At 50.6% G+C, this 24,866-nt stretch carries 27 protein-coding genes, 1 pseudogene and 1 riboswitch; of the genes and pseudogenes, 17 read left to right on the top strand and 11 right to left on the bottom strand.

Annotation, left to right across the window (positions count from 1 at the left end; all coding sequences use genetic code 11):
• Positions 1-15 precede the first annotated feature (15 nt).
• The 6 genes from N179_RS08665 to N179_RS08640 are packed head-to-tail and all read right to left on the bottom strand — an operon-like array spanning position 16 to position 6,290.
• Positions 16-1,413, bottom strand: coding sequence for a dihydrolipoyl dehydrogenase family protein (locus tag N179_RS08665; RefSeq protein ID WP_075642682.1), 1,398 nt, complete (start codon positions 1,411-1,413; stop codon positions 16-18).
• Between the two features lies 1 nt (position 1,414).
• Complete coding sequence (locus N179_RS08660) at positions 1,415-2,632, bottom strand: dihydrolipoamide acetyltransferase family protein (RefSeq protein ID WP_208610327.1); 1,218 nt, start codon at positions 2,630-2,632, stop codon at positions 1,415-1,417.
• A gap of 13 nt (positions 2,633-2,645) precedes the next feature.
• The gene (locus N179_RS08655; RefSeq protein ID WP_075642681.1) at positions 2,646-3,644 is read right to left on the bottom strand and encodes an alpha-ketoacid dehydrogenase subunit beta; all 999 of its coding nucleotides are present in this window, start codon (positions 3,642-3,644) and stop codon (positions 2,646-2,648) included.
• A 1-nt stretch (position 3,645) separates the two neighbouring features.
• Positions 3,646-4,695: a pyruvate dehydrogenase (acetyl-transferring) E1 component subunit alpha gene (pdhA, locus tag N179_RS08650; protein WP_075642680.1), complete on the bottom strand. Its 1,050-nt coding sequence runs from the start codon at positions 4,693-4,695 to the stop codon at positions 3,646-3,648.
• Positions 4,696-4,708: 13 nt separating this feature from the next.
• The gene (locus tag N179_RS08645) at positions 4,709-5,851 is read right to left on the bottom strand and encodes a Glu/Leu/Phe/Val family dehydrogenase (protein WP_075642679.1); all 1,143 of its coding nucleotides are present in this window, start codon (positions 5,849-5,851) and stop codon (positions 4,709-4,711) included.
• Between the two features lie 37 nt (positions 5,852-5,888).
• Positions 5,889-6,290, bottom strand: a complete 402-nt coding sequence (locus N179_RS08640) for a thioesterase family protein (RefSeq protein WP_075642678.1) — start codon at positions 6,288-6,290, stop codon at positions 5,889-5,891.
• Between the two features lie 331 nt (positions 6,291-6,621).
• Between N179_RS08640 and N179_RS08635 the strand changes: the two genes are divergently transcribed.
• The 12 genes and pseudogenes from N179_RS08635 to paaX all read left to right on the top strand — a co-directional run bounded on the left by N179_RS08635 (position 6,622) and on the right by paaX (position 17,017).
• On the top strand, positions 6,622-7,899 hold the full coding sequence (locus tag N179_RS08635; protein WP_055970158.1) for a phenylacetate--CoA ligase family protein: 1,278 nt from the start codon (positions 6,622-6,624) through the stop codon (positions 7,897-7,899).
• Between the two features lie 18 nt (positions 7,900-7,917).
• Positions 7,918-8,889 (top strand): 1,2-phenylacetyl-CoA epoxidase subunit PaaA, encoded by a 972-nt coding sequence (paaA, locus tag N179_RS08630; RefSeq protein ID WP_023466990.1) that lies wholly within the window; start codon positions 7,918-7,920, stop codon positions 8,887-8,889.
• A 14-nt stretch (positions 8,890-8,903) separates the two neighbouring features.
• A complete protein-coding gene (paaB, locus tag N179_RS08625; RefSeq protein WP_023466991.1) occupies positions 8,904-9,248 on the top strand; it encodes a 1,2-phenylacetyl-CoA epoxidase subunit PaaB in 345 nt (114 codons plus the stop codon).
• Positions 9,245-10,030, top strand: coding sequence for a 1,2-phenylacetyl-CoA epoxidase subunit PaaC (gene paaC / locus N179_RS08620; protein WP_075642677.1), 786 nt, complete (start codon positions 9,245-9,247; stop codon positions 10,028-10,030). The genes paaB and paaC overlap by 4 nt, the downstream gene beginning before the upstream one ends.
• A 14-nt stretch (positions 10,031-10,044) precedes the next feature.
• Positions 10,045-10,538 (top strand): annotated as a pseudogene (paaD, locus tag N179_RS08615) (1,2-phenylacetyl-CoA epoxidase subunit PaaD).
• Positions 10,539-10,553: 15 nt separating this feature from the next.
• Entirely contained in the window at positions 10,554-10,877 is a 324-nt protein-coding gene (locus N179_RS08610; RefSeq protein WP_023466996.1) for an EthD family reductase, read from the top strand.
• A complete protein-coding gene (locus N179_RS08605; RefSeq protein WP_075642676.1) occupies positions 10,855-11,634 on the top strand; it encodes an enoyl-CoA hydratase/isomerase family protein in 780 nt (259 codons plus the stop codon). Before N179_RS08610 ends, N179_RS08605 begins: the two co-directional genes overlap by 23 nt.
• Before the next feature lie 5 nt (positions 11,635-11,639).
• Positions 11,640-13,148 (top strand): aldehyde dehydrogenase family protein, encoded by a 1,509-nt coding sequence (locus N179_RS08600; RefSeq protein ID WP_023466998.1) that lies wholly within the window; start codon positions 11,640-11,642, stop codon positions 13,146-13,148.
• A gap of 75 nt (positions 13,149-13,223) precedes the next feature.
• Positions 13,224-14,090, top strand: a complete 867-nt coding sequence (locus N179_RS08595; protein ID WP_058265571.1) for a 3-hydroxyacyl-CoA dehydrogenase — start codon at positions 13,224-13,226, stop codon at positions 14,088-14,090.
• Complete coding sequence (locus tag N179_RS08590) at positions 14,087-15,295, top strand: acetyl-CoA C-acyltransferase (protein WP_075642675.1); 1,209 nt, start codon at positions 14,087-14,089, stop codon at positions 15,293-15,295. Before N179_RS08595 ends, N179_RS08590 begins: the two co-directional genes overlap by 4 nt.
• Positions 15,292-16,059: an enoyl-CoA hydratase-related protein gene (locus tag N179_RS08585; RefSeq protein WP_075642674.1), complete on the top strand. Its 768-nt coding sequence runs from the start codon at positions 15,292-15,294 to the stop codon at positions 16,057-16,059. Before N179_RS08590 ends, N179_RS08585 begins: the two co-directional genes overlap by 4 nt.
• A gap of 73 nt (positions 16,060-16,132) precedes the next feature.
• Positions 16,133-17,017, top strand: a complete 885-nt coding sequence (gene paaX / locus N179_RS08580; protein WP_023467002.1) for a phenylacetic acid degradation operon negative regulatory protein PaaX — start codon at positions 16,133-16,135, stop codon at positions 17,015-17,017.
• A gap of 56 nt (positions 17,018-17,073) precedes the next feature.
• On the opposite strand, the gene N179_RS08575 is transcribed toward paaX, so the two are convergent.
• Entirely contained in the window at positions 17,074-17,613 is a 540-nt protein-coding gene (locus tag N179_RS08575; protein ID WP_075642673.1) for a gamma carbonic anhydrase family protein, read from the bottom strand.
• A 91-nt stretch (positions 17,614-17,704) separates the two neighbouring features.
• Between N179_RS08575 and N179_RS08570 the strand changes: the two genes are divergently transcribed.
• From N179_RS08570 to N179_RS08555, 4 genes are all read left to right on the top strand, one after another.
• A complete protein-coding gene (locus N179_RS08570) occupies positions 17,705-18,643 on the top strand; it encodes an NAD(P)H-dependent flavin oxidoreductase (protein ID WP_075642672.1) in 939 nt (312 codons plus the stop codon).
• Positions 18,644-18,780: 137 nt separating this feature from the next.
• Complete coding sequence (locus tag N179_RS08565; protein ID WP_058265576.1) at positions 18,781-19,209, top strand: DMT family transporter; 429 nt, start codon at positions 18,781-18,783, stop codon at positions 19,207-19,209.
• 15 nt (positions 19,210-19,224) lie between these two features.
• Positions 19,225-19,893, top strand: coding sequence for a Crp/Fnr family transcriptional regulator (locus N179_RS08560; RefSeq protein WP_023467006.1), 669 nt, complete (start codon positions 19,225-19,227; stop codon positions 19,891-19,893).
• 12 nt (positions 19,894-19,905) lie between these two features.
• Positions 19,906-20,388: a DMT family transporter gene (locus N179_RS08555; protein ID WP_023467007.1), complete on the top strand. Its 483-nt coding sequence runs from the start codon at positions 19,906-19,908 to the stop codon at positions 20,386-20,388.
• Positions 20,389-20,441: 53 nt separating this feature from the next.
• On the opposite strand, the gene N179_RS08550 is transcribed toward N179_RS08555, so the two are convergent.
• The 4 genes from N179_RS08550 to N179_RS08535 all read right to left on the bottom strand — a co-directional run bounded on the left by N179_RS08550 (position 20,442) and on the right by N179_RS08535 (position 24,477).
• Complete coding sequence (locus tag N179_RS08550) at positions 20,442-21,662, bottom strand: MFS transporter (protein WP_075642671.1); 1,221 nt, start codon at positions 21,660-21,662, stop codon at positions 20,442-20,444.
• 14 nt (positions 21,663-21,676) lie between these two features.
• Positions 21,677-22,276 (bottom strand): winged helix-turn-helix domain-containing protein, encoded by a 600-nt coding sequence (locus N179_RS08545; protein ID WP_075642670.1) that lies wholly within the window; start codon positions 22,274-22,276, stop codon positions 21,677-21,679.
• 231 nt (positions 22,277-22,507) lie between these two features.
• Positions 22,508-23,038, bottom strand: a complete 531-nt coding sequence (gene msrA, locus N179_RS08540; RefSeq protein ID WP_023467010.1) for a peptide-methionine (S)-S-oxide reductase MsrA — start codon at positions 23,036-23,038, stop codon at positions 22,508-22,510.
• 94 nt (positions 23,039-23,132) lie between these two features.
• Positions 23,133-23,236, bottom strand: a riboswitch (SAM riboswitch).
• Between the two features lie 62 nt (positions 23,237-23,298).
• Positions 23,299-24,477, bottom strand: coding sequence for a M20 metallopeptidase family protein (locus tag N179_RS08535; protein WP_075642669.1), 1,179 nt, complete (start codon positions 24,475-24,477; stop codon positions 23,299-23,301).
• A gap of 77 nt (positions 24,478-24,554) precedes the next feature.
• On the opposite strand from N179_RS08535, the gene N179_RS08530 reads away from it, so the two are divergent.
• Positions 24,555-24,848 (top strand): putative quinol monooxygenase, encoded by a 294-nt coding sequence (locus tag N179_RS08530; RefSeq protein WP_055970186.1) that lies wholly within the window; start codon positions 24,555-24,557, stop codon positions 24,846-24,848.
• Positions 24,849-24,866 lie beyond the last annotated feature (18 nt).

Raw genomic sequence — 24,866 nt, 5'->3', positions numbered from 1 at the left:
GGCACCTCTTTTGGATTACGCGCGCGATCCGACCTGTTGACGTGGTGGAAGATGGATCGATTGACCAAATAAGGCTTCCATCGATTCCGTCAAGGCTTCGCTTCGACTCGGATGTGCCATGACAGGGAAGAGGAGATCTTCCCGTTTTGCTGTCAGTTCCAGTGCTTGGGTGAATTGTCCGACGAGACGATGGGCATCGTCCCCAATCATGTGAATACCAAGGATCAGTGATGTTTGCTCGTCAGCGATGACCTTGACGAATCCACTACCACCTTCGATCGTCGTCGCTCCGTTTGCATTCAGCGGGAACTGTCCGCTCTGAACAGCATGTCCGGCTTCGACCGCTTCTTGTTCCGTCATCCCGATCGAAGCAATCGGTGGGAAGGTTCGTAGAACCGTCGGATAATACGGTGTCGTCGGATCGACGTCTTGACCAGACAAGTGGGCTGCCGTTCGCTTCGCTTCATGAATCGCACGGATGGCGAGCTGTGGACCCGGTGTGACATCACCGATTGCGTAAATGTGGGGTTGATTCGTTCGTCCATTTACGTCAACTAGAATCGTCCCGTCTTCTGCAAGCGTCACACCAATCCGTTCGAGACCGAGTGTCAAACTGTTCGGGATCCGGGAAAGGGACTGGAACAGATAGGCACCCTGATAGGCGACTTCTTCTCCGTTTTTCATGACGGTGACGGTCGCGTCCGATGAAGCCTCGATACGTGTCACGACATCCGACACGAGACGGATTTTTTGTTTTTTGAATGTCCGCTTCAGTTCCTTTTCAAGGCTTGGTTCGAGTGGCAATTGATCCGCGAACAACGTCACATCTGTCCCAAGTGCATGAAAACAGGCGGCCGCTTCGAGTGCTAGCGTGTCAGATCCAATGATCAATAAGCTCTCTGGTAGTTGCTCGAGTTGATAAAGCTGTTCGGCATTCAAGCGGCACGATTCCTCGTGTTGGATGCTGTGACTGCCGGTCGCAATGATGACGTCTTGAAACCGGTACGTATCGAACTGATGTCCCGACTCGACGCCGATCCGGTCCTCTGACAGGAAGGAGGCTGCACCAGTGATATGCTCAATCTGGTTCGCCTGACAGAGGGCGACCACTCCTTGACGTAATTGTTGCACGACACGATTCCGGTAAGCACTCAGTTTACTGAAATCATGGACAGCAGGGGCGGTGAATCCAAGGTCTTCAAGATGCGGCAAGCGTAACATCTCTTCTGCCGCATGCGCATAGACCTTGGACGGGATACAGCCTCGGTTCAGACAAAGTCCACCGAGTTCAGCTTGTTCAATCAATGTAACGTTTCGACCGCCTTGTGCAGCACGGATCGCTGCCGTATAACCTGCGGGACCTCCACCGATGATCAGAAGATCCCGTTCTTGTGTAAGTTCGCCAACAACCATGTTAGATCAACTCCAGAAGTAGGGTAGTCGGATGTTCAATCAGTGACACGAATCGGTTCGTAAAGGCAACAGCCGTTGCCCCGTCTGCGACACGATGATCGAACGACATCGACAAATTCATCATCGAGCGAACGACGATTTGATCATTCTCATCGACACAGGCTCGTTTTTTCGTCTTATGGAAGGCAATCAGTGCTGTCTCCGGATAGTTGATGATTGGTGTTGCTCCCGTACTGCCGAGCGGACCGACATTACTCATCGTAAAAGTGCTTGGTTTTAAGTCCGCTGCGCGCAAGGCACCGTTTTGAGCACGTTGTTGCAACGCGACCAATTGTTCATGCAGTTCCGTCAGTGAGAGCTGATCGGCATGACGGATGACCGGAACCATCAACCCGTCCGGTGTTTCGGTTGCCATGCCAAAGTGGAAATCCTGCTCTAATCGAATACATGCATTTGCTTCATCGAGTTTGGCATGAAAGACAGGATACTCTTTTAAGGCAACAATCAAGGCTTTAATGAAGAAGGCGTTGACGTTGATGTTTCGTCCAGCTGTTTTCCATTCGGCACGTAGTGCGAGCAAACGCGTCATGTCGACTTCCTCGAAGTGAGTGACATGGGGAATCGTGTACAGCGACTGGGTCATCTTTTTCGCGATTTGCTTGCGAATGCCGCGGAACGGAATCGTTTCCGGTGAGGTCTCTTGGTACGTGACCTCTTTAATGATCGGCGAAGCTGTCTCTTGTGGAGCAGTAGCAGTCTGGACGAAGCGAAGCACATCGTCCTCGGAGACGCGACCTGATGGATCGGAAGCCATGACAGTTTCGATATCAATCCCGTGATCACGAGCGATTTTTCGTGTATATGGTGTCGCAAGGACCCGTTTTGCTGGAGAAACTTGAACAGGTGGGGCGGTGACAGCAACCGATGCTGGTTCGGGAGCGGGCGACGCTTCAGGTGTTACCGCGACTGGCATGTCGGAAGCGTTACTTGCTTCGATGTGCAATAACGTCGTACCGACTTGCACCGTCTGACCGACCGGGATGATGATTTCCTTGACGATTCCGGAGACGGGAGCCGGTAGTTCGGCGACCATCTTATCGGTCGCGACCTCGACGACCGGTTGATCCGTCGTGACATGGTCTCCGACTTGAACGAGGTAATGGGCGATTTCACCTTCTGTCATTCCTTCACCGACATCATGTAATTTAACTTCGATCATGGCATTCAGCTCCTTAAAACTCGACCGTACGCTGAATCGTCGCAAGGACACGTTCTGGCGTCGGAATGTAATGGTCTTCGAGGGCGAACAGCGGGACCGGAACATCAAAACCGGTCACGCGGGCAATCGGTGCCCGTAAATAAAGAAACGCCGTATCATTAATCAAAGTCACGAGATCATTACCGAGACCACCCATTGCTGCGGCTTCATGGACGATGACGGCACGACCCGTCTTTTGAACGGAAGCAGCAATCGTTTCCCGGTCAAATGGATAAAGCGTCCGTAAGTCGAGGACTTCGCAAGAAATCCCGCGTTCCTGTGCAACCGTTGCTGCCTTTTGGGCTACTTGAACCATTGCTCCCCAGGCGATCAACGTTACGTCCGTCCCTTCGCTGACGCAGCGCGCTTTTCCGATTTCAACGGTATACGATTCGCTCGGTACGACTTCTTTGAATGAGCGGTAACTGCGCATCGACTCAAGGAACAACACGGGATCTGGATCTTCAATCGCAGCAATCAATAACCCTTTTGCATCGTATGGCGTCGCCGGACAGACGACCTTGAGACCAGGCATCGATGTAAAGAGTGCTTCCGTGCTGTCGGAATGGATTTCCGGTGCCCGGATGCCGGCACCATAAGGCGCACGAATGACCATCGGTACACTGTACCGTCCCATCGTCCGCATCCGGATCCGGGAGACGTGCGTCATGATTTGTTCATAGGCAGGGTAGATGAAGCCAAGAAATTGAATCTCGACGATTGGTTTAAAGCCATTGATGGCAAGACCGATCGACGTACCGACGATGCCGGCTTCACTGAGCGGTGTATCAACGATCCGGTCTTCCCCAAACTCTTCCTGTAAGCCGTCCGTCGCTCGGAAGACACCACCGTTTTTTCCGACGTCTTCTCCAAGGACGAGTGTCGTCTCATCCTCCGACAATTTTGTCCGCAGGGCATCCGTGACAGCTTGAACGAGTGTCATCTCTGTTTGACGATTGATTGGTGTTGCCATCTCATTTCCCCCTTGCTAGCAGATACGCTTCTTTTTGTTGCTGGACATCAACCGGTAAGGTCGCGTACGTATGGTCGAACAGATCATTGACGTCTGGTGCCTTGAATTGCTCCATCGCAGTTACTGCCGCTTCGACTTCTGCCTGGTGCCGTTCCTGTAGCTGTTGCATCCAGGTTTCGTCAAAGTCGCCTTGATGTTTTAGGAATTGTTCGAGTCGATCGAGCGGATCGACCCGGTCACGCGAGCGGGCTTGATCCCGGTATTTCGTTGGATCATCTGCTGTCGTATGGGCACCAAACCGCCACGTGACAGCTTCGATCAATGTTGGTCCACCACCAGAGCGGGCACGTTCAACGGCTGCTTGCATCGTAAAATAGACGGCAAAGGCATCATTTCCATCAATCCGAACACTCGGCATCCCGTAGGCAATCGCTTTTTGCGCAATCGTCTCAGAATGCATCTGTTTTTCGATCGGAACAGAGATCGCGAACTGATTATTTTGGTTAAAGAGGATGACTGGTGCTTGGAAGACGCTTGCGAAATTCATTCCTTCATGGAAATCACCTTCAGACGTCGCCCCGTCACCAAAGTAGGCGACAGCGACATTCTTCGTACCTTTTCGTTTTTCAGCCCACGCGGCACCGACGGCATGCGGAATTTGCGTTGCAATTGGAACGGCAGGAGGGAAGATGTGTTTCTCAGACGGAACACAACCTTCGACACGACCGTTCCAGTAGAGCAGCGTCCGAACCATGTCAGCGCCAAACGTCAATGTCGCACCATGATCCCGGTACGTCGGAAATAACCAGTCTTGATCGGACAACGCGAGTGCACTACCGACTTGAGCGGCTTCTTGTCCTTCGAACGGTGCATAAGTGCCGAGGCGCCCTTGACGTTGTAGGTTAATCGCTTTCCGGTCGAACGTCCGAATTCGGTGCATCTGTTCATACAGGGTGAGGGCGAGCTCTTTTGTCAGATCGTGTTCTTTTGATGCGTCGATGAGACGACCTTCTTCATCGATGATGCGTTGAATCGGAAAATGTTGCTCCATGTCAGTCCCTCCTTCAGTGGTTACGGATATCCCATTTTGGTTTTGTCGTGTTCGTGAAAATGTTGTTATGCTTCGCTCGGATCTGCATCCGTTTTTCACACATCCGGTTCGCCGCTTCGACCGTTGTGATGTTTTCTGCTTGCGACTCCTTGAAGACTTCGAGCACTGCGTCGTAGATGTGGCGTGTCTTTAAGAGAACCCGTTCATGATTCGCTCCATAGAGTTCGTCTGCTACTTGGATCAGACCACCACCATTGACGATATAGTCTGGGGCATATAAGATGCCGCGATCCATCAAGACGTGAGCAAGTTGTTCTTCCGCGAGTTGGTTGTTCGCCGAACCACAGATGGCTTTGCACGGTAAGAGAGCAATATTTTGGGCGTGAATGACACCACCGTATGCACACGGAACAAAAATATCAGCATCCGTCAGATGGATTTCGTGAGGCGAGACGACGCGAACCGTGCCAGGAGCCATTTCAGCTTGGGTTACGATTGCTGCGAGTGCGGCTTCATTGACGTCAGAGACATAAATCGTCGCCCCTGCGAGCAACAGTTGTTCTGCGACCTTAAAGCCGACTTTTCCGAGTCCTTGGATCGCATAGGTTGCCCGACTTAAGTCGTCTGAACCGAAGAGCGTCTCGATCGTCGTTCGAAGCCCGTAAACGACACCTTCAGCCGTCGGAATCGATGAATCACCACTACCACCAAATGCTTCCGGAATGCCGACGATCCGTGATGTTTCTCGGCTAGCATGGACGAAATCATCCATCGTCGTGCCCATGTCTGTTCCTGTGTAGAACCGACCACCAAGCGAATCGACGAAGCGACCGAAAGCACGGAAAAGCTCCGGTGATTTATCCGTCGCTGGATTACCGATGATGACAGCTTTACCACCACCGAAATCAACGTCAGCGGCAGCGCATTTATACGTCATACCGCGTGACAAACGCAGCACATCGTCGAGTGCTTCATCAACAGAAGCGTAAGGCGCCATTCGACATCCGCCGAGAGCAGGACCGAGCGTCGTATCGTGAATCGCGATGATGGCTTGTAACCCCGAGACAGGATCGTTGCAAAAGACGACTTGTTCGTGACCAGCGATTTTTTCCATGATCGAGAGCGTTGGATTTGTAGATGGATTTAACATGTTCATAGTAGAGTCCTCCTCTATCAAATATAAGTAAGCGCTTTCATTTTGTTGGAGCATTCACTTGCAATTTTTCTTGAATCCGGCTTTTTTCTAAAATGAATTGTGTCACTTCTCCTGTACCGATGATCGATTGTCCATCTCGGACTTCGATGTCAGCGTCAACGCGACGTGCTGTGACGCGTGTTACTGTAGCGGTCACGATCAATCGTGCGCCTTCTGCTGCCATGCCAAGATGCTTCAACGAAACCGCGCCCCCGACACCTTCTTCGCCTGCCTCTAGGTAAGGCAGGATGAGTTGACGTGCTGCCCATTCCATATGGTAGACCATCGAAACGGTGGAGTATGCTGGATGAACCAATTGACCTTCGAACCGTGCAAACATATCTTGCGAGACGACCGCTTGAATCTCTGCTGTATCCCCGACAGCTAAACCTGGTTTCATCGTGATCCCCCTTCACTACAACGAATCCTCATTCAATCAAGTGGTCTTACCAAAAATAGTATAACACTTGTCACACGATATTTTATCAACCCGTTACAAAATGAGCAAATCATTTCAGAAATATTTTCCAAAAAAAGACTCTCGATCATGAAAAATAGCTTTATAAGCCAATTGATTTACTGATAAAGTGCGTTGAAGTGATAAAGTAAGAATCGTTTGGGAGCATTTAACAAAACAAGATTGACAACATTGTGAACGTATCGTACGTTAAACATATAACTAAAAATAAACGACCGTTTAATTATTGTATACATGTTGAGGAGGTGCAGGTATGTACGATCAACATCACGAAACGATGAATGCGCAAACGCGGGAGCAGCTACAGATGGAGCAATTACGTCAAACGATGGAACATGTCACGCGCGTCCCGTTCTATCAAGAACGTCTGCAGACATTGCAGATGACGGCACATGATTTTCAAACGATCGAAGATCTACGGAAGTTTCCATTCACATGCAAGCAAGATTTACGCGATCATTATCCGTTCGGGCTATTTGCCGTCGAACGAGAACAGGTCACCCGAATTCACGCCTCGTCTGGTACGAGTGGTAAACCGACCGTCGTCGGGTATACGCAAGAAGATTTAGACGACTGGGCAGGTGCCGTGGCACGTAGCTTAGTCTTAGCCGGTGGATCATCAGCCGACTTGTTGCACAATGCATACGGCTACGGACTGTTCACAGGTGGACTCGGTCTTCATGCAGGTGCTGAAAAACTAGGTATGACAATCTTGCCGATTTCCGGCGGCAATACGGATCGCCAAATCACATTGATCGAGGATTTCCGACCGGATGGCATCTGTGGGACACCTTCGTATATCTTGCGATTAGCAGAACGCATGATCGAACGGGGCATCGATCCACGAAAGACAAGCATGCGTTACGGCATCTTCGGAGCTGAACCCTGGTCGGAAGAGATGCGGCAGACACTCGAACAGACCTTTGATCTACAGGCATTCGATATTTATGGACTCAGTGAAATCATGGGACCAGGTGTCGCGATGGAGTGTCAGGAGCAGGCAGGTCTGCATATCATGGATGACTTATTCATTACGGAAGTCGTCGATCCCGTTACGGGGGAACCGGTACCAGATGGCATGGTCGGGGAACTCGTTTTTACAAGCTTGAAAAAGAAAGCGCTTCCAATCATTCGTTACCGGACAGGTGACTTAGCATCGATCACGCATGAGGCATGTGCTTGTGGTCGGACGACGACACGGATGTCACGTGTCAAAGGGCGAACGGACGACATGCTGATCATCCGAGGGGTCAACGTCTTCCCGTCAGAAATCGAGCGGGTCTTGCTCCAACAACCGGACGTGACGCCGCATTATCAAATCCATCTCGTGCGCAAAGCGGGACTCGATGCTGTTGAGCTACATATCGAATTCGAAAATATCTCGGAGCGACAAATGCGTTCGATATGTGACGCCATCAAGTCGGAATGCCTCATTTCCATTGATCTCGTCTGTCACCCGCACCAAGGGTTACCACGATCGGAAGGAAAAGCCGTTCGGATCGTTGATCGACGCTCGACATCACTCGTCTGATTCAAAGGAGGAACTAGCATGTATGATGCAACACAACTGTTCGAACCCGTCCAACTGACGGAAGAAGAAAAATTAGCTCGCTTCAAGGAGCGGATCGAGCAAGGTGAAAAGATCGAAGCCGATGACTGGATGCCTGATTTTTACCGGGACACGCTGATTAAATTGATTTCGATGCACGGTATCAGTGAAATCATGGGTGCGCTTCCGGAAAAAGAATGGGTTCCAAAAGCACCATCACTTCGCCGGAAGCTCGGCATCATGGCGAAGGTCCAGGATGAGATGGGGCATGGACAACTGTTACTTCGTGTCGTCGAGGATTTGATGAAGCCGTATGGCAAGACACGCGGGGATTTGATGGATGATTTGTTCACGGGACGATTGAAGTTCCACAACGTCTTCCACATGCCGACGCGGTCATGGGCTGATGCCGGGATGATCGGTTGGCTCGTCGATGGGGCGGCAATCATCACGCAGACGAACATGCTCGGTGCTTCGTACGGACCGTACGCACGTGCCTTGCAACGCATCTGTGCAGAGGAAGTCTTCCATGCGCAACACGGAGAGTCAATCATCATGGCACTCGCGGAAGGAACACCGGAACAGCGGGCGATGATTCAGGAATCACTGGATGAGTGGTGGGAATCCTTGTTGATGTTCTTTGGACCAGCCTCGAAAGAGACGACCGGGACATCAAAACAGGACGTGACGATCGCTTATAAGATTCGGACGAAAACGAATGAAGAGCTCCGACAAAACTTCTTTACGAAGTACGTACCACGGATTCGTTCACTCGGACTCGTCATTCCAGACCCGACGTTACGTTTTGATGAAGAGACCGGGCAATGGGAATATGCACAGCCAGACTGGACAAAATTCAAGACGATCATCCAAGGGGGAGGACCACGTTCGAAAGAGCGACTGGACCTGCGCCGGACATCTTACGAAAATAACGCCTGGGTACGGGATGCACTCGCTGAAACGAAGGCATGAGAGGGGAAAGCACGATGAACGAGACGTTCTATCACGAATTCGAAGTCTTTAGCAAACGGACGCCGAACGCGGCGTTCACCCATCAATTCAGCTTGCTCGCTCCGAACAAGGAGATGGCACTGTTGATGGCGCAAGAAAACTTCATGCGCCGGGAACCGGTCGTCGACATCTGGGTCGTCAAACGGGAGGATATCCGTGGTTTATCACCCGATGAGAAGCAGATGCTCCAACGCCTCGATAATAAGGACTACCGGACAACGAAAGGGTACGGCTACTTGAAGAAAAAATGGCGCCATTACGAGCAACAGATGCTCGATGAAAAAGAGATCATGTCTTGGCAAGGAGGCGATTCCAAATGACGGAACAAGAACGGACGGCACTCGCTTCCTTACTCTATCAACTCGCGGATGATGATTTCCTTTACGCGTATCGTGGTTCGGAATGGCTCGGACTCGCACCGCATATCGAAGAGGACGTCGCTTCGTCGTCGATTGCGCAAGATTCGATGGGACACGCGGCGATGTATTACCAACTTCTCGAAGAACTTGGCGAAGGAAATGCTGATGCATTAGCTCATGTCCGACTGGCGCATGAACGAAAGAATTCGATTCTCGTCGAACGTGTCAACGGACCTGGCTACTACATGGAGAAGCCTGAATATGACTGGGCATTCGCCGTCGTACGGAACTATTGCTACACGGTCGCGAAAAAGATCCGGATTGATGCTTTGAAGTCGAGCAGTTATGAGCCACTCGCTACGGCTGCCGTCAAGATCAACATGGAGTTGTACTATCATTTGCTGCACTGGCAAACATGGTTCACCCAGCTTTATCAATCGACGGAGACGGCGCGGCAGAAGATGGATGCAGCCCTAGAAAAAGTCCTCTATGACTTCGGTGACATGTTCGATTATGGCGAACACGGTCAATTGATCGAAGAGATGCGGTTGATCGAAGGGCAAGGCATTTTACTCGATCGTTGGTATCAGACGATCACACCGTTACTCGTCGAATTGAACGTGACACTTCCGGAAATGCAGATGACGCGTAACGGGCGGGACGGCGATCACATGGAAGATTTGAATGACGCGCTTGCGACACTCGGAGAAGTCTACTTGATTGATCAGACCGCGACGTGGTGAAAGGAGAGGGAAGCATGACGACGACACTCCAATATGCAATCCGGGAAGCCCTGAACGGAGTGAAGGATCCGGAAATTGATAGCGTCAGTATTTTAGATCTTGGCATGGTCGAGACGATGGACGCGGAAGCGACGGAGCATGGTTACCTGGTGCGCGTCACGCTTCTCCCGACGTTCCTCGGTTGCCCGGCGCTTGAAATCATTAAAAAAACACCGAATCTGCCTTGCAGGTGATTCCAAATGTCGAACAGGTCGACGTCCAGTTCCGGTTTGATCCACCGTGGACATCAGACCGGATCACGGAACAAGGCATGCAAGGATTGAAGAAATTCGGTATCGCTCCTCCTCGGTTTGAGCAAGGAAAGTGGGAGATTGACTGTCCGTATTGTGGATCGACGTATGTGACGATGGAAAACTTATTCGGACCGACAGCATGTCGAAGTATTCTCTACTGTAAATCGTGTAAAAATCCATTCGAGGCGATGAAACCCGTCTCTACTCTCATGTGAAGGAAGGTAATCAAGATGGCAAAATTAATCGCACTTTACAAACACCCAGAAAACAAGGAAGCATTCGATCAGCACTACTTTGAGGTCCATGGTCCATTGACAGCAAAAATTCCAGGACTACAAGAAATGAATGTCACGAAAATCGTCGGCTCACCGATGGGCGGAGACGGAAAGTACTACTTGATGTGCGAGATGGTCTATGAAAGTCAGGAAGCGATGCAAGCAGGTATGCGTTCGCTCGAAGGAAAAGCATCCGGGAAAGACTTGATGAGCTTTGCGGGGGATCTCGTCACATTGATGATTGGTGAAGATGTCCATGCCGACACAACAGTACGTTAAGACGGAAATGCTTGATCGGATCGGTCGGATTCGACTCGACCGAACGGCACGATACAATGCGCTGAACCGAACGATGGTCCGGGAAATCGTCGAGGCGATGGAGACGTTCGACCGAGACGAACGGGTGACGGTCATCGTCTTGACCGGAAACGGAAAATCGTTCTCAGCGGGCGCCGATATCGAGGAGATGCTCGAGGCGACACCGATCTCGATGGAACTCCTCGATCCGTTCGCGGACTGGGACCGGATCAGCCGAATCAAAAAGCCGATCATCGCAGGTGTCCACGGTTTTGTCCTTGGCGGCGGTTTTGAACTGGCACTCGCTTGTGATTTAATCTACGCCGATCCCGAGACACAGTTCGGATTCCCGGAAGTTGGACTCGGCGTCATGCCAGGAGCAGGCGGGACGCAGCGCTTGACGAAATGCATCGGTCGAACGCGGGCGCTCGAGTGGCTTTTCACCGGCGACCGGATGAAGGCAGAGGAAGCGGAACGACTTGGTATCATCAACCGGGTGACGGCTGATGTCGAAGCGACGGTGCTGGCAATGGCAGAGCGGTTATCAAATCAACCGAGTATGGCGTTACGACTGATCAAGGACGCGGCAAACAAAGCCGTCGATTTATCGTTACAGGATGGGATGGAGCACGAACGCCGTAACTTCTATCTCTTGTTCGCGACAGCCGATCAAACAGAAGGCATGCAAGCGTTTCTCGAAAAACGATCACCGATTTTCAATCAACAGGAACAGGAGTGAATACAATGTCGACAGTACATGAAAAAACACTTGAAATGAAACGGTCCGTCTATCACTTGCTCATCAACGGCGAACAGGTCGAGGGCGCAACAGGCGAGACGTTCAAAACATACAATCCGGCAACGGGCGAAGTAATCGCAGAAGTCGCAAAAGCGTCGAAGGAAGACGCCGATCGTGCTGTTCAAGCGGCACGTGATGCGTTTGATCACGGAAAGTGGAAGATGTGGCCGGTCGGGCGTCGGGCACAAATCTTGAATAAGATTGCGAGCATCATGCGTTCCCGCTTCAACGAAATCGTCGAACTAGAGATTCTTGATACAGGGAAATCACTGGCAGCGGCGCAAGGACAAGTCACGCAAGCGATTGAAGACTTTGAATTCTATGCGGGTGCGATCGTCGGTCACCGTGGTGTCGTCAATAACGTACCGGGGCAATTCCATAACTACACGGAAAAAGAAGCAGTCGGTGTCTGTGCACAAATCATTCCGTGGAACTATCCGTTGATGATGGCAGCTTGGAAAGTCGCACCAGCAATCGCAGTCGGTTGCTCGGTCGTCGTCAAACCAGCGACATTGACACCATTGACAGCAATCATTCTCGGAGAGATTTGTCTAGAGGCTGGCGTACCAGCAGGTGTCGTTAACGTCATCCCGGGATCCGGACGCGAGATCGGCAACCATCTCGTCGAGCATCCTCACGTCGATAAAGTCGCCTTCACGGGCTCAACGCCAGTCGGTAAAGACATCATGGGACGTGCGTCCGAGACGCTAAAACGAGTCACACTCGAACTCGGTGGGAAATCACCGAACATCGTCTTTGAAGATGCGGACGTGACAGCAGCCGTTGATGGTTCGTTGTTCGGCATCTTCTATAACAGCGGTCAATCGTGTGAAGCGCGCTCGCGCCTGTATGTCCACGAAGAGATCTACGAAGCATTCATGGAACAGTTCGTCGCGAAGACAAAACAACTCGTCCTTGGTAATCCATTCGATAAAGGAACACACGTTGGAGCGATCATCGACCAACAACAAGTCGATGTCATCGATGGATACGTCCAGTCAGCGAAAGCGGACGGGGCAACAATCGTCACAGGAGGTCATGCTTCAGCACCAGAAGGATACGAAAAAGGCTTCTGGTACGCACCGACGATTATCACAGACGTCACACATGAGATGAAAGCGGTCAATGAAGAAATCTTCGGACCGGTCGTCGTCGTCATGCCGTTCAAAGATGAAAAAGAAGCAGTTCGTCTAGCAAACGATACATCGTTTGGACTCGGATCAGCCGTTTGGACGAAAGACGGCGCGAAAGCGACACGTGTCGCGAATCAAATCAAAGCCGGCATCGTCATGGTCAACTGTCCGTTCTCTGCATTCCCGGGTACACCGTTTGGTGGCTATAAACAATCGGGCTTCGGTCGAGAACTCTGTATCGAGACGCTTGATCTGTACACGGAAACAAAAAGTATCTTGTCGTACTACGGCAGTCGTCCACTCAATCCGTTCGGACTATAAGCAAGAGGGAAGGCTGGAGTTCCGTCGGGAAGTCCAGCCTTTTTTTAACAGCACAGGGGATAAGGGGGAATTCAGATGGTAGAACAAATCGTCGTCGTCGGATCCGGTGTCATGGGACGTGGCATTGCGTACGTTGCAGCACACCGCGGATTTCAGGTGACACTCGTTGATATTAAAGAAGAATATGTCGAAAGTGCCTATCGAGAACTCGAGCGCATCGCAGAGAAAGGAATCACGCGAGGGAAGATGTCCGCGAATGAGGTCGAGGGATTGTTCGATCGACTGCATCTGTCGACCGACCTAGCTGAGGCGGCACAACAAGCGGATCTGGTCATTGAAGCAGTACCGGAACAACTTAGCATCAAACAGCAAGTCTTTGAAACGCTAGAAGCGAATGCACGTCCGGACTGTTATTTCGCGACGAACACGTCGACGATGAGTCCAACGGAAATTGCGTCCTTTACGAACCGGGCGGACCGGGTCATGGCGATGCATTTCTTCAATCCGGTCCATCTGATGCCACTGATCGAGCTCGTTCGTGGTCTTGAGACATCGGATGAGACGGTTGCAGCTCTTGAACAGGTAGCGCGTCAGATGCAGAAGGAAACGGTCGTCATCCGTGAGTTTCCTGGGTTCGTAACTTCGCGGATCAGTGCGCTCGTCGGAAACGAAGCGTTCTACATGTTACAAGAAGGACTCGGGACACCAGAAGAGATCGATAAAGCGATCAAACTCGGCTTAAACTACCCGATGGGACCATTCGAACTCGGCGACTTGGTCGGACTCGATACTCGGCTCCATAACTTAAAGTATCTGCATGAGAAGCTCGGCGAAAAATACCGTCCGGCACCACTGCTCGAACAGTATGTCAAAGCGGGCCGACTCGGACGTAAAACCGGTCGTGGCGTCTATGACTATACGAATCGCGAGGTGACATCATGAAACGGGTCGCCATCATCGATGCCGTTCGGACACCGATCGGTCGCTATAACGGCGCCTTGCGTCAGGTTCGTCCGGATGATTTAGGAGCACGCGTCATCGAAGCGTTGCTTGAGCGTAATCCACAAGTCGATCCGAAGACGATCGAGGAAGTCATTTTCGGTAATGCGAATCAGGCGGGAGAAGACAATCGCAACGTCGCCCGGATGTCGGGACTACTAGCTGGTCTACCGGTCGAAGTCGCTGGTACGACGATTAATCGCTTATGTGGGTCAGGGCTCGACGCTGTCATCGCGGCGGCACGAGGGATTGCCTTAGGTGAAGGCGATATCTATATCGCTGGTGGGACGGAAAGTATGACGCGTGCACCGTTCGTTCTCGCGAAGCCGGATCAGGCCAACCCACGTGGCAATCAGACGATGTACGATACGACGATCGGTTGGCGCTTCGTCAATGATCGTTTAGCAGATCAATACGGAACGGATTCGATGCCGGAGACAGCCGAGAACGTCGCCCGTCAGTATGGGATCTCACGCGAAGCGCAGGACGACTTTGCGTTCGAAAGCCAACAACGCGCAAAACGAGCGATCGAGACAGAGCGCTTCACGGACGAACTGGTTGCGGTCACACAAACGGACCGGAAAGGCAACGTCAGCGTCTTCGATCGTGATGAACATCCTCGTCCCGAGACGACACGTGAGAAACTGGCGACACTTCGTCCGTTATTCCCAAGTGGTACCGTGACGGCGGGGAATGCATCTGGTGTCAACGACGGTGCGTCGGCACTGTTATTGATGAGTGAAGAAAAAGCGAACGAACTCGGTTTGACGCCACTCGGGTATTACCGGGCGAGTGCGACAGCAGGCGTTGAACCTGCCATCATGGGAATCGGACCAATTGACGCGACGGAAAAAGTTCTCCGGCGGGCAGGGTTGACGGTCGAACAGCTCGATCAAATCGAGTTGAACGAAGCCTTTGCGGCTCAAAGTCTCGCCTGCATCGAAGCACTTGGTTTACCAAGCGAAAAGGTCAACGTCAACGGTGGTGCGATCGCTTTTGGTCATCCACTTGGTGCGAGTGGAGCTCGGATTTTGACGACATTATTGCATGAGATGCGCCGGACGAACCGGACGTATGGTCTCGCAACGATGTGTGTCGGAGTCGGACAAGGGATCGCACTCGTCGTCGATCGGGAGGGACTCGTATGATTCACTTAGAACGAGAAGGTTATATCGCGATCGTCCGGATTGATCGTCCGGAACGCTTGAACTGTCTCGATTATCCGACGCTTGTCGCCTTGCAAGAACAGGTCGATGCGTTATCGGTCGACCCGGAAGCGCGGGTCGTCCTGTTCACAGGCACGGGAAAAGCATTCAGTGCGGGTGCCGATTTAAAAGAACGCGTGCATCTAAACGAAGAAGAAGTCCGGCGTAATGTCCTTGCGATCCGGAATGTCTTCACGTCGATCGCGCAATTGCCACAACCAACGATCGCAGGCGTCAACGGTCACGCGCTCGGCGGTGGGTTCGAGTGGATCCTTGCTTGTGATTTCCGGTTTCTCGTCGAGGATGCGCTCGTCGGCTTGACGGAGACCAGCTTCGGGATCATTCCGGGAGCTGGTGGAACACAACGCTTGCCACGACTGATTGGGGAGACGCGGGCAAAGGAATTGATCTTCACGGCGAAAAAAATCGATGCGATGACAGCAGAACGGTACGGACTCGCGACAGCCGTTGTTGCCCGGGAAGCGTTGATGACGACGTGCCTTGAGTTTGCTAATCAGATGTTACAGAATGGTCCGATTGCCTTGCGCCAAGCGAAGCGAGCGATTGATCAAGGGCGGGATGTCTCACTCGAAGAAGGACTACAGCTCGAAACAGAAGCTTATGAAGTCGTCATTCCGACGGCTGATCGTCAGGAAGCGCTACAAGCCTTCGCTGAAAAACGACCACCACGCTTTGAAGGAAGATGAGGATGGTCGACGTTTGAAATAACCCGTATACTAACGATACACACTATGAACGACTGAAGAGAGAGTGAATACCATGAGTGCGAACACCCAATCGATGATCTTTACGATTTACGGCGATTACATTCGCCATTACGGCAATCAAATCTGGGTCGGGAGTTTAATTCGACTCGTCAAAGAGTTCGGACATAACGAGCAGGCCGTTCGGGTCGCGGTATCCCGAATGGTTAAACAAGGCTGGCTCGTCTCCGAGAAACAAGGAAATAAAAGCTTCTATTCATTGACACCACGTGGGGTGGAACGGATGGAGGAGGCCGCACGCCGGATCTACAGATCAACACCGCACGACTGGGACGGGAAGTGGCGGACGCTGATGTACACGATTCCGGAGGATAAACGCCAGATTCGCGATGAGCTCCGCAAAGAACTAACGTGGAGTGGGTTTGGCAACTTATCGAACGGCGTTTGGATCTCACCGAACCCACTTGAAAAAGAGGCGGAACGATTGATCGCGTCGTACGAGATCGAAGAGTATGTCGATTTCTTCGTCGGTGAATACCACGGTCCGAAGCAGGATCAATCCCTTGTCGAGCGTGCGTTTCCGCTGGAAGAATTGCAGGAGCGTTACGAGACGTTCATTACGGATTACAGCCGGCAATACATCGTCCATCAGAGTCAGCTCCAACTCGGAGAAATGACGGATGAACAGTGTTTCGTCGAACGGACGATGCTCGTACATGAATACCGGAAGTTTCTATTCACGGATCCTGGATTACCGCAAGAACTGTTACCAGATGCTTGGAGCGGACATCACGCGGCGCTCTTGTTCGAACAATATTACCGATTGCTCGCACAACCAGCGAGTCGGTTCTTCGAATCAATCTTTGAAGAGACGCACGATGTGTCGCAACGCAGTGCCTCGTACGACGCGGCGGAACATCCGCTGTTTGCAGAGCGGTGAGCATTTATTCGAATGAAAAGAGCGGGACGGATCAGTTGATCCGCCCCGCATTCGTGTCATTCAGATGTGTTCTGTTCAGCTGATTCTGCGAGAATGTTTCGGAAAGCATATCCTTTATCGACGTAAGAATCAATCGACTCCTGAATCATCGCGAGATCCGCTTCTGTTAGTTCACGCACGACTTTACCGGGAGAGCCGATGATCAGCGAACGGGGTGGGAAAACTTTTCCCGATGGAATTAACGTATTCGCCCCGATGATGCATTCTTCACCGATCTCTGCATGATCAAGAATGGTCGCACCCATTCCGACGATCGAACGACGTCCGATTTTGCAACCATGTAAAATCGCGTTATGTCCGACCGTTACTTCATCTTCAATGACGACGGGTGCCCCTTCATAGAGATGAATCGTCGCGTTGTCCTGGATACTGCATCGTTTCCCAATTGTAATCGGTCCTTCGTCACCGCGTAAGACAGCGTTGAACCAGACGGTAGACTCGGAACCGATCGTGACGTCTCCGATCAGATAAGCGCCAGGAGCGATGAACACATCGGAGGCGACGTTCGGATGAATCGATTGATACGGAATCTTCATAACAGAATGACCTCGTTTCTATAATAAGATGAACTACTATTCATTCCATGTCAGTATAGCATGTGAGTGAAGGCGAGAACGGAGGAAAGACATGTTTCCGATTTGTGAGCTCTTTAAAATTCGATATCCTTTGATCCAAGGAGGAATGGGTAACATTAGTCATGCGGCGCTGACGGCAGCGGTTTCGAATGCCGGGGGACTCGGAACGCTCGGGTGCGGGACATTGTCGGTCGACGAAGTGGCGTCGCGGATTCGCGAGACACGAATGCTGACGGATCAACCATTTGCCTTGAACATTGCGATTCGTGTGTCTCCCTATACAGAAGCACTGATTGATCTCGCGATCGCAGAAAAGATTCCGGTCGTCTCCTTGTCGGCAGGAAATCCAGCACCTTACATAGCGCGACTTCAAGCTGCTGGCATCAAAACGATCGCGGTTGTCGCTTCAGTCAAACAGGCGTTAAAGGCAGAACAGGCAGGCGCTGATGTACTCGTAGCGGAGGGAGTTGAAGCGGCAGGTATCAATTCACCGCTCGAGTTGACGACGCTGACCTTGATTCCGCAACTCGTCGATCGGATCAACATTCCGATCCTGGCAGCGGGTGGGATTGGTGACGGGCGTGGACTAGCAGCTGTTCTGTTGCTTGGTGCGGCTGGTGCCCAGCTTGGAACACGATTGATCGCGACGGAAGAGGCGAAGGTTCATTCGGCATACAAGGCGCACTTAATGGATGCGACCGATACCGATACACGCATCATCGGACGTTCCGTCGGATTCGTCCGACGTGTCCTTGATGGTCCTTACGTCGAACGACTCACAGCAGAGACACCTGCTGCTTTTCTCGATCAGACGAATGAGTCGTATCATATTACGGGCGCTCTTGAGGGCGATGAGGAGAAAGGGTATGTCAACGCTGGACTGGTTGCGGGATTGATTCATGATGTGCCGACTGTTGCGGAGTTGTTTACGCGCATGATGGCGGAAGCAGAGGAACAGCTGAAACAGACGACGACTCGTTTTACGACATGAGTATATAGTGAGGGACCCGTGATGCCACTTGTGGACAGCGGGTTTTTTCATGTTTTTTTGAAAATGGGACATTTGTCCTTTTCAAGTAGGGCATGAGTAAGGTCTACTCTAGTGTAGAGATTAAAGGAGGAGATGACGTGCAAGGAGTCGTGTTTGCTTTGATGAGCGGTCTGTTCATCGCCCTGCAAGGCATATTCAATGCGCGCCTTGCGACAGGCGTCGGACCGTGGTTGTCCGTATTGATCGTCCACTTTGTGGGTCTGATGGGTTGTTTAGTCATTTACAGTTTCGTACGAGATCGGAAAATCGGTGGCTTCCGTCAGTTACCATGGATTTATGCGAGTGGCGGTTTGATTGGCGTGCTAGTCGTCGTAACGGAACTGACAGCAATCCAAAAACTCGGGATGACATGGGCGATGTGTTTATTACTCGTCGCACAGATTTTATGTGCGTTTGTGATTGATTTAAAGGGATGGTTCGGTGTCTTAAAAAAACAAGGAAATCGTGGTCAGTGGGTTGGTGTGGGTCTCATGCTTGCAGGAGTTGCGATTTTCTCACTTGCCTAAAGGGAGGGAACGAACATGGAAACCGTCATTCAACAGTACGGACTGGATACGATTTTGACGGAAGAGACGCGCGCTTGGTTGCGTCAAGAAACCTTCCAAAAAGGGGAACTCCTCTGTACGACAGGGGCAGCGATCGACCGGATGTACTTCATCGTCGCAGGCAAGGTCAAGATATCTGCTGCCTCGTCAGAAGGAAAGCAACGGATTCTACGATTCAAGACACCACTGACAGTGATTGGTGACGCTGAGTTCATCAACGAACGGGAAGTATTGAATACGGTCGAAGCGGTGACCGATGTCGAGGTGTTGAGCGTACCGTATGCGATTTTACGCGAGCACAATACGACGAACGTCTTTCTGCAATTTTTATTACGCACGATCACAGCGAAGTGGTATGCCGACTCGAAATCAGCGTCGCACCATGTGTTGTATACCGTTGAAGAGCGATTTGCAGGGTATTTGTTGTCGATTGCTTCTGAAGCCAGTGACAGTTTATTTTATCAGGAGATGCGGACGTCGAACCTGCATGACGTCGCCGACTGGCTTGGAACGAGTTATCGCCATCTCAATCGGATCATCACGAAATTATGTGAAGAAGAGATTCTCGTTCGACGACGCGGGAAAATCATCATTGTCGATCTGGAGCGGATTCGCGAGAAGGCGAACGGCAACAGCTATGAGTAAGGAGGAACGAACATGGTAATAGGCATCGTGTGTGCCGTATTGGCAGGGATGTTGATCAGTTTACAGACGGTATTGAATGCTAGGATGAGTGACGCGTTTGGCGCTTGGGCGACGACGACGCTAGTCTTCTTCGTCGGTTTCGTCGGAGCAAGTGTCACGTATGTTCTGTTTCGTGGTGGAACAATCGGACAGATTCAAAACGTATCGCCACTCTATTGGTTTGGTGGACTTGTCGGTGTTGGCGTCGTTTTTTGTGTCATGCGTGGAATTCAATTGCTTGGTCCGTCCGTCGCGATCTCTGTCGTTCTGATTTCGCAGTTAAGCTTTGCTCTCGCTGTCGATACGTTCGGTTGGTTCGGTTTGCCGCAAATCGACTTATCATTCGGTCAGCTCGTCGGTCTCGCTGTCATGGTATGTGGGATCTTCGTTTTGAAGCGGTATCAAGTCGTGGCGCCGGAACAACAGGCAAAGGATCAGATAGAACGTGTTTCGTAATAACCGAATACAGAACGAGGACGGTGGTATTCCAATCCACTGTCTTTTTTTGACTAGTTTTTGACCTGGATCATGCGTTTTCTAAAGTAAAGCGAGAGAACAATAATGAGAAGACCACAGTACAACATGATTGTCGTGATCGAAACGTGAAACGACAGTAGAAACGAAAGGAGCGCGTAAGATAATGGAACGAGACCATTTGACGCGGCATTCACGACACTCATGACACGTCCCATCGTCTGTTCCGCACACTGAGACTGGATGAACGTAATGAAGTGAATATTGATGATGGAAGAAAGGACACCAAGTGATAACAGGACGATCAAGTACAACGAAATCTGTTGGACTTGACTAAGCAGGAAGAGAAGCAGACCTAATGCGCCAATCAATCGGACTGATGAAGTAAGCCCGTTTTCTTTCTTCTGCGTAAAACCACTCCAGAGCGCCCCTCCAAGCATTCCCATTTGATAAGCCCCTTGCATATAACTTAAATCCATCGCATTTCCTTGGAGCACATCATGAACGAGTAAGGGGATTCCGAGTAAGAGTGGTCCAAAGAAAAAGAAATTGACACAGATGACAAGAAAAAGTATCTGCTTGAGTTGCTGAAAGTGAAAGACGTAATGTAGCCCTTCTTTTAGTTCAAAGAGAGCTGAATGCTGACGTGCTCGCTTGATCTTAGATTCACGAATACCATACGTGAAGAGAAGCGTCAGACAGAGTGTTCCGAAAATTACGAGAAAAACGTGCGAGTAAGAAGAATGGCTGAGGATGACTCCACCAAGAATCGGACCTGAAAAGAGGGCGATTTGATTAGATGTTTGAATCAGTGAATTGGCTTTAGTGAGTTGTTCTTTCGGAACGAGTGTAGGCAGTAAGGAAGCATTCGCCGGCGAAAAGAATGCATCCACACTACCGAATAGCAAGGCGAATACTAAAATCGTCAGCAATGTAAGCTGATCGGTATGAAGTAATGCGAGAAGACAGAGAATGAAACTGATCCGTAAAGCGCTCGAGATGCGCATGATCGTCGAACGTTTATAGCGATCGGATAGGACGCCACCGAATAACATGAGAAAAATACGGGGTAACAAGGTGGCCATGAGGACGAATCCAAGATATGACGCCTGGTTTAGTGTATGGATGACATACCATTGTTCAACAAACAGATAGGTTGATAGGGAGAGGGCAGAGCACATACCGGACCCCCATAAAAATAAAAAAGATGGATTTTTAAACAGCGATTGTTGCGTATCCATTTCAACAGGCAGCATATGGCACCTCCGGTTTAGACGTCGTCATTCTCAAATAGTGGTTCATCAATTGCAAAGGCAGTCGTCATGATATAGAAGTGTTTTTTATCTTCTTCGTCTAGTGAAGGGGACTGTGTGAACTCGTCCAATAGAGCACGATATTTGGTAGAAAATTGCCGAAAATTGGCTTCAGACATCGTCAGTTCCTTTTGAAGCGATAAGCTCATCCAGTCTTCAACGTTTGAAGACACAGGAGAAAAAGCAGTAGTTGGAGCGGTGAGGACGCGTGTCTTTGCTCGGTCCAATACCTCAAGATACGACTGCCGGGTCGCTTCATTCGTCTCGACGAAGTTCAGTAGATGATCGGCAGGAATGTAGCCTCGAGCAATCGCTTGATAGTATTTCAATAGATTGCCGCCCTGTTCTTCCGTCCGGACGAGGCGAATCAAGTCATGCTTTTCAAGTTCTCGTACATGATAGAGGATCTTTGCGCGGGATAACGTCAGCAAGTGGGCTAACTGATGTACCGTATGTGGTTTTTCGACGAGAAACATGAGGATTTTTGTTCGTAACGGATCACTGATCACTTTTAACTGTTCATAGCTCTCTAATATGTGAATCGCTTTTTGTTCCATGCAATCATCTCCTTTTTAACCGGTTAATTTTTATTAACCGTAAAACAAAAGACTTCATTTGTAAACGATTACAAATTTATGTGAGGGTGTTGGTAAAGAAGACATCATTTGTTTACATACAAAAAGACTGACTCCAGTGACATCTCGGTCATCCTCCACTTTCTACTGGAAAGTAGGGGAAGAACGAAATGTTTGAAATCAGTCTCAGCTACTGTATGTGGTTCGAGGTGATTAGACCGTCGTCGTATCTTTCCATTCCTGCTCGATGAAAGCATCGCGACCAGAGGCAGCACGATCTTTTTTATAGTGTTCTGGATTTTTCTTATGGAAGTCTTGATGGTACTCTTCCGCCGGATAAAATTCAGAAGCGGCATCGATCCGCGTCACGATGGGTTGTTTGAAACGATTGCTTGCAGCAAGGGCGTCACGGGAAGCGATTGCTGCTTCATGCTGCGCATCCGTATGGTAGAAGATCGCTGGTGCGTACTGCGTGCCACGATCTTGGAATTGACCTTCTGCATCCGTCGGATCCGTTTGTGGCCAGTAGAGTTCGAGCAGACGCTCGTACGGGAATAGGCTCGGATCAAACGTGATTTGGACGACTTCGAGATGTCCCGTCGTTCCTGTTTTGACTTGCTCATACGTCGGATTGTCGACGTGACCGCCCATGTAACCTGATACGATTCCCTCGATTCCTGGTAATTCTTCAAATGGTGTCACCATGCACCAAAAACATCCACCTGCAAATGTTGCTTTTTCCATCCGTCTCTTCCTCTCCGTGGGAAATTCCCATTGTATGTCTGACAGCGAGAAAACGAAAACGACTCCTTCGCTTGGTTGCAAAAGGAGTCGCCGCTTTTTATCAACCAAAGCTTTCGCTTTGCTGGTCGTAGCACCTTGCTATGCGCAGGTTGCTGGGACGTCATCGATCCAGATCTCTCGGTCCACTCTTGATAAGGGTATATGAAGTTGATGTCATTCGTTATCATTGTTGTGATGATACCATTCACACAGAAATAAAGTCAATCCTTAGGTTTCAAGGCACGTAAAACGGTCGCTCCGAGTGTTTTCGCACCAACCAATAACGCCTGTTCGTTGATTTCGTACTGCGGATGATGCTGTGGGTAGTTGACGCGACCGTCCGTATATCCGGAGCCGGTAAAGAAGTAACTTCCCGGGACGTGTGTTAGATAATGCGCGAAGTCATCCGCAGCCATCATTGGTGTGAGTGCCCGAACGGATGCTTCCGGTAAGAAAGAAGCGGCTACCTGAACGAGTTTTGTCTCGTCCGGATGATTCCAGAGTGCCGGGTAACCCGTCGTGAAGTCGATCGAATAGGTGGCACCAATGCCGGCACACGTCGTTTTGGCGACAAGATCGACTTCTTGCCGGAGCTGATGCCGCAATGTCTCATTGAACGTCCGAATTTCACCGACGATGCGTGCTTCACCCGTGACGATGTTCGGCGCCGTTCCTGCATGGAAGGATCCGATTGCGAGAACTGCTGGCTCAAATGGGTCGACCCGTCGACTGACGAGATGCTGTAAGTTACAGACGAGCTGCGCTCCAGCGACGAGCGCATCTTTTGTTTTGTGCGGTGCTTGCGCATGTCCACCTTGACCATGAACGATGATTTCGAATTCGTCGATCGCGCATAATGTATGTCCTTCCCGAAACCCAATCGTACCAACCGGTAAATCATTTTCGAGATGTGTCGCGAAAATCGCATCGACGCCTTCGAGGACGCCGGCTTCGATCATTTGGATGGCTCCGCCAGGAAAGACCTCTTCTCCATGCTGATGAATGATTCGAATCGTTCCTTGCAATTGATCACGTAGCGGATAGAGCGTAGCAGCAAGGGCCATCACCATCGCCGTATGTCCATCGTGTCCACAGGCATGCATGACACCGGGATGGATCGACCGGAAGGAAAGCGTCGTCTCTTCTTGAAGTGGTAAAGCATCAAAATCTGCACGGACCGCAATCGTCGAACCAGGTTGTTTGCCTTCGATCGTTGCGACGACACCACGACCTCCGACGGCTGTTTGATAAGGAATGCCCTGTTTCGCGTAAAAGGTAGCAATTCGTTCTGGTGTGCGGACTTCCTGAAAAGAGAGTTCCGGATGTCGATGGAAATCACGCCGTAACGCGATCATCGTCGGTTCGAATTGTTCGAGTGCTTCAAAAAGTTGAGTTTGCATCTTCAAGCTCCTTTGACGTGTGTTTTTTCGTGAAAATGGGTACAGATACAGGTAATCACGAAAGGGGATAATGAAACATGGGAGAAATCGTCGTCAACGCTGTACTTACAATCAAAGCAGGACTCGCGGATCAAGTCTTTCCGATTTTAGAAACGGTCTATCATGCCGCACAAAAAGAGGAAGGATGCTTACGCTATTCCTTGCACCAATCGATCGAAGACGAGCATCAATTCATGCTGTATGAAGTGTATCGGGACGAAGAGGCACTTGAAGCGCATATCGCATCCGATCACTATAAAGCCTACCGTGAACAGATTGAGTTGTACTTGATGGATCGACAAGTGACGAAATACGTCGAGATGACATTCTGACGTGTTGCGATAAGAAGA

This window comes from Exiguobacterium indicum HHS 31, assembly GCF_001939065.1.
GTDB lineage: Bacteria > Bacillota > Bacilli > Exiguobacteriales > Exiguobacteriaceae > Exiguobacterium_A > Exiguobacterium_A indicum.
This window is presented reverse-complemented; position numbering and strand designations above follow the sequence as displayed.